Here is a 4,967-nt window from a genome sequence, read left to right on the forward strand (position 1 = left end):
CGGAACCGGCGCATGCCCTCGGGGCTGTCGTGGAACCACGAGGCGGGGCCAAGCTTGAGAATCGGATAGCAGCCGGCCAGCGTCGGGCGCCAGCAGCAGCGCGGTGGCGTTCGGTAACGCCGCGTTCTGCGAGAACCAGACCAGATCGGTGTGCCCATGCGGGCTGATGATCGGCAGGCTGCGCACCCTCGGCATACAGCGCGCGCGATGGCGCGCGTCTCCGGCTCGACCGACAGCAGCCGATCGTCGTTCAGCTTGAAGGGCTTGGCCATCAGCGGCCTCTTTCGGCGTTTCCGGATCGCGAGCCTGACGCTCGATTGCCGTCAAGGTAACCGGTGTCATTAAACCGAGCAATGACCATTCGCGGCCGACACGCCGGCTAGCCGACCTTGGCGCTCGAGGCTCGGACGATCAGTTCGGGTTGGATGTCGGGCTGGACCTTGGGCTTGTCGCGCATGGCGTTGGGCACCAGCATCTCGCCGGCGATGCGGCCCATGTCGCGCAGCGGCAGGCGCACCGAGCTCATCGGCGGCCAAAGGCGGCTGGCGATGGAGCTGTCGTCGAAGCCCACCACCGAGACGTCGTCCGGGATCCTCAGGCCCCGCTCGCGGGCGGCCGTGTAGACCCCGGTGGCCATCTCGTCGTTGAGGCAGAACACCGCCGTGGGCCGCGACGGCAGGGAGAACAGCTCATGAGCCGCGGCGACCCCGGACTCGTAGGTATAGGCGCCGACCTTCGCTAGGTCCGAATCCAGCGTGAGGCCCCGCTCGGCCAGGCCGCTCTCGAACCCCTTTCGGCGCTCGACCGAGGAGCGGAACGTGGTCGGTCCCGAAATCAGGGCGATGCGTCTGTGACCCAGGTCGGCCAGATGCCGCGCCGCTTCCGCCGCACCCTTGCCGTCATGGCTGACCAGCATGCGGCCGGGCTCGTCCAGGGCGACCGAGCCGATGCGCACATAACGAACGTCCAGGTCTTGCAGCAGGGTGGCCAGCCGCTCGTCCTCGGACACCGGCGAGGGCAGTACGACGCCGAACAGCTTCTGGCGCTCGATGAACGCCCGCATCTCGTCCAGCAGGCGTGGACTGGTGCGGTCCACCGGGCGCACGACCAATTCGAAGCCGGAACCGGCCATCGCGTCCAGCAAGCCCTGCTGGTGGCTGACCGTGTGCTGGGGATTGGGATTGTCGTAGATCAGCCCGATCAGGAACGAGCGGCGGAAGGCCAGACCCCGCGCCTGGGGATCGGGGGCGTAGCCGGTCTCGCGAATGATCGCCTGAACAGCTTTACGGGTGTCTTCCTTGACGAAGGGGCTCTCGTTGATGACCCGCGAGACGGTCTTCTTCGAAACGCTGGCCATCCGCGCAACGTCATTGATCGTCGGACGTCGGGAGCTTCCCTCCATACCGACCGGCCTCGGTTTCGTCCCTGTCTCGCGCGCCGCCACCGGTGTCTGCTTCCGCCCTGCGTCAATGAGACGTTCATAGCCTGCGCGCCCTGGCCGCAACAAGTGAGGCTTGCACTCGTCATGACACCGGTATCAGTTTCGCTGTCATGACCGATATCCTGCACATCGATCCTCGGGACCATTTCGCCACGGCCTTGGTGAGCTTGGCGCAGGGCGACTCGGTCGGCGGCGTGGCAGCACGCACGGCGATACCGGCGGGGCATAAGATCGCGCTGTTTCCGTGGGTGCTGCGCGATAACGCGGCGTGGCGCGCGGCGGTGCGGAGCGCCTACGACGCCCTGCCCCGCTAAGTCCCCCGAGCCTTCGACCCGGCGTCCAGCACCTCGAGTCGTTTGGGGGTCATGTCGTCAAGGTTCCAGTCGGCCTCGACGAACGGCCGGCGGGTTTCCTTCGGATGCGGATAGCCCAGCAGGTCCTGCTCGGAATCCACGATCTCGCCACGCCCCTCGGCCACATCGGCCAGCAGGCGCACGTCGTCGGCGTCGCGGTCCCACGGGCGCGCGCCGACCTTGGCCAAGACCGACCGCTGCACCTCCACGGCCGGCATCGGCGTGAATCCCGGCGGCCAGAGAGGCGGCTTCTTCATCTGGATGATCCTGGCCGGGGTGGTGGTGTAGCGGCCGAACATCGGCAGCGGGACACCGAACCGGTCCACAGCGATGTTGTCCTTGCCGTAGAATTCCACATCGCCGTCGCCGCCGAGCTGGAATAACGGCAGGCCGGTCGGCGTGTCCTGGCCGCCGCGCAGAACGTTGCCGACCGCCACCACCTGGCCCACCTGCCAGGCCGCGGCGCCCCACTCCGGCGCCATCAGGTTGTAGTGGATCGCCCGCTGGCCGGGATTGAAGATCAGGTTGTTGGCGATCACCCCGCGCACCCCGCCCTTGAACAGCGGATTGCGCTCGTAGTTATGGGCGTAGAGGTTCCCGACGATGAGGATGTCGGTGACGTTGTCGTGGATCAGCGAGCCCTTGGAATGCTCGATCTTGGCGTGGGTGGAATAGCCCAGGCTTTCGGCGATGATATTGTTGGAGAAGGTGATCGCGCGGCTGGTGTTGGCCCGCCACTCATCCGGCGTCTTGCCCACGAACCGCGGGCCGGAGGCCGAGAGGTTCTCATCCGTGCCCCAGGTCAGGCTGTTGTGGTCGATAAGGATGTTGAACGACACCCCCTGGGTGGAGATCGAGTCGAAGTCCTTGCCGCTCTTCTTGGCCTGACCCGCCTCGCCTGGCCTCACCCGGATGTGGCTTACCACGACGTCGTGGGTGGCGATGTCGATACCGCCGCGGATGAATGTCACCCCCGGCGAGGGCGCCGTCTGACCGGCGACCGTCACGAAGGGCTCGCGGATGGTCAGGGTCTTCACGCCCAGGTCTATGACCCCTCCCACCTCGAACACGACGATTCGCGGCCCCTTCGCCTCCACGGCCTCACGAAACGAACCAGGCCCATCCGCAGCCAGGGTCGTCACCCTCAGGATCTGACCGCCTCTCCCGCCTGGGGTCGCGGCCGCCCAACCCAACGCCCCAGGAAACGCCTCGCGCGGTGTCTGGGCCGCCGCCCCTGACAGGCCCAGGCAAAGCGCGGCCGCCGCGGCAAGGGCCCATGTTCCGATCATCGTCTCACTCCCGCGCCCGATCCGGCCATTGACGAAACCACACCGATTTGGGCTTGATTTGAAAATGACACCGGTTTCCTTTAGAGACAACAACGCCGTTCGAGGGCGGATTTTTGGGAGGGTCTTTGCGCGTGAGCGTTCCTGCGGCGGAATCGGCCGAAGGCTATCCCGTGGCCTCCGTCGCCCAGCGGTTCGTCCGCGCGCGGCAGGCCGCGAGCACGCTGCCCGCGTTTCCCGGCCCCCTGCCGCAAGATCTGGCGACAGCCTATCTGGTCCAGGATGCGGCGATCGATCTCTGGCCCGACACCGTCGTCGGCTGGAAGGTCGGACGCGTGCCGCCCGAGCATGAGGGGCCGCTGAAGGCCAATCGAATCTTCGGCCCGGTGTTCTCCAAAACCCTGTGGCATGTCGCGCCCGGCGAGGTGACGCCGTTCCCGGTGTTCGAAGGCGGCTTCGCCGCGGTGGAAGCCGAATACGTGCTGCGCCTGGCCCACGACGCGCCGGCCGACAAGCTCGTCTGGACGCCCGAGGAGGCCGCCGGGCTGATCGCATCCATGCACATCGGAATGGAGCCGGCCGGCAGCCCGCTGGCCAGCATCAATGTCATCGGTCCGTTGGCGGTGGTCTCGGACTTCGGCAACAACGCCGGCCTCATGGTCGGCCAGGAAATTCCTGACTGGCGGAGCCTTCCCCTCGATACGCTGCGCTGCGAGACCGTGATCGCCGGCGAGGTCGTGGGCCAGGGCGGCGCCTTCGTCCTGCCGGGCGGGCCGCTTCAGTCCCTGCGCCTGCTGGCGCAGAACGCCGCGGCGCGCGGTCGGCCGCTGCGCAAGGGCATGTACATCTGCACCGGGGCCGCCGCCGGCATCCATGACATCGTCGTGGGTCAGGAGGGCGCGGTGCGTTTCGCGGGCTTCGGCGAGATCGCCTGTCGGGCCTATCGCGCCACGGTGGTCGAGACTTGAAATCAAGGTCTCGCGCGCGGCGACCGCGCGGGGCCGACAAAAATATGTCGCCGCGGGTCGAAACGTCTTGGGGGCGAAAGCCATGACCACCGCTGAAACCGCCGCCTTCGAGGACGGCAAGATGACCCGCCGCCGTTGGGTGATCTGCGGCCTGCTCTTCACGGCCGTGGTCATCAACTATGTCGATCGCCAGATGCTGGGCGTGCTGAAGCCCTTCATGTCCGACGAGATGGGCTGGAGCGAGACCGACTACGCCGACATCGTCTTCTATTTCCAGGCGGCCTATGCGGCCTCCTACCTGCTGTTCGGCGCCTTCGTCGACAAGGTGGGCGCCAAGATCGGCTATGCGACGGCGTTCATCATCTGGCAGCTGGCCCATATCGCCCACGCCGGCGCCAGCAGCCTGAACCAGTTCTTCCTCGTCCGCGTCCTGTTGGGGATCGGCGAGGGCGGCAACTTCCCAGGCGGGGTCAAGGCCGTCACCGAATGGTTCCCCAAGAAGGAACGCGCCCTCGCCACCGGCATCTTCAACGCCGGCGCCAATATCGGGGCCGTGATCACCCCGATCGTCGCGCCGATGATCATGCTGGCCTACGGCTGGCGCGCGGCCTTCATCATCACCGGCGTGATCGGCATGCTGTGGATCGTGGCCTGGCTGGTCATGTATCGCGCGCCGGAGCAGGAGAAGAAGGTCAACGCCGCCGAGCTGGCCCACATCCGCTCCGACCCGGAGGACAGCGATGTAAAGATCGGCTGGTTCAGCGTGCTGACCAAGCGCGAAACCTGGGCCTACGCGGCCGGCAAGTTCCTGATCGACCCGGTCTGGTGGATGCTGCTGTTCTGGCTGCCAGACTATTTCAAGAAGACCTTCGACCTGAACGTCACGACCTTCGGGCTGGTGCTCGCGGCGGTCTATCTG

At 66.7% G+C, this 4,967-nt stretch carries 6 protein-coding genes; 3 read left to right on the forward strand and 3 right to left on the reverse strand.

The genetic code is table 11. From position 1 onward, the window contains the following. Window positions 1-272, reverse strand: a 272-nt coding sequence (locus tag RMO04_RS17870; RefSeq protein ID WP_309646117.1) for a hypothetical protein, incomplete at its 3' end; no start/stop codon positions are given. Between the two features lie 107 nt (window positions 273-379). Continuing rightward, on the reverse strand, window positions 380-1,402 hold the full coding sequence (locus tag RMO04_RS17875) for a LacI family DNA-binding transcriptional regulator (protein WP_309646118.1): 1,023 nt from the start codon (window positions 1,400-1,402) through the stop codon (window positions 380-382). Between the two features lie 149 nt (window positions 1,403-1,551). On the opposite strand from RMO04_RS17875, the gene RMO04_RS17880 reads away from it, so the two are divergent. Next, window positions 1,552-1,755 (forward strand): hypothetical protein, encoded by a 204-nt coding sequence (locus RMO04_RS17880; protein WP_309646119.1) that lies wholly within the window; start codon window positions 1,552-1,554, stop codon window positions 1,753-1,755. Here the strand turns inward: RMO04_RS17880 and RMO04_RS17885 are convergent. Beyond that, window positions 1,752-3,083 carry a pectate lyase gene (locus tag RMO04_RS17885; protein WP_309646120.1) on the reverse strand — a complete coding sequence of 444 codons (1,332 nt, stop codon included), beginning with the start codon at window positions 3,081-3,083 and terminating at the stop codon, window positions 1,752-1,754. The genes RMO04_RS17880 and RMO04_RS17885 overlap by 4 nt on opposite strands. A 131-nt stretch (window positions 3,084-3,214) precedes the next feature. On the opposite strand from RMO04_RS17885, the gene RMO04_RS17890 reads away from it, so the two are divergent. Further along, window positions 3,215-4,048 carry a 2-keto-4-pentenoate hydratase gene (locus RMO04_RS17890; protein WP_309646121.1) on the forward strand — a complete coding sequence of 278 codons (834 nt, stop codon included), beginning with the start codon at window positions 3,215-3,217 and terminating at the stop codon, window positions 4,046-4,048. 82 nt (window positions 4,049-4,130) lie between these two features. Continuing rightward, window positions 4,131-4,967: MFS transporter (locus RMO04_RS17895; RefSeq protein WP_309646122.1), on the forward strand; the 837-nt coding region annotated here is incomplete at its 3' end.

This window comes from Phenylobacterium sp., assembly GCF_031412415.1.
Lineage (GTDB): Bacteria > Pseudomonadota > Alphaproteobacteria > Caulobacterales > Caulobacteraceae > Phenylobacterium.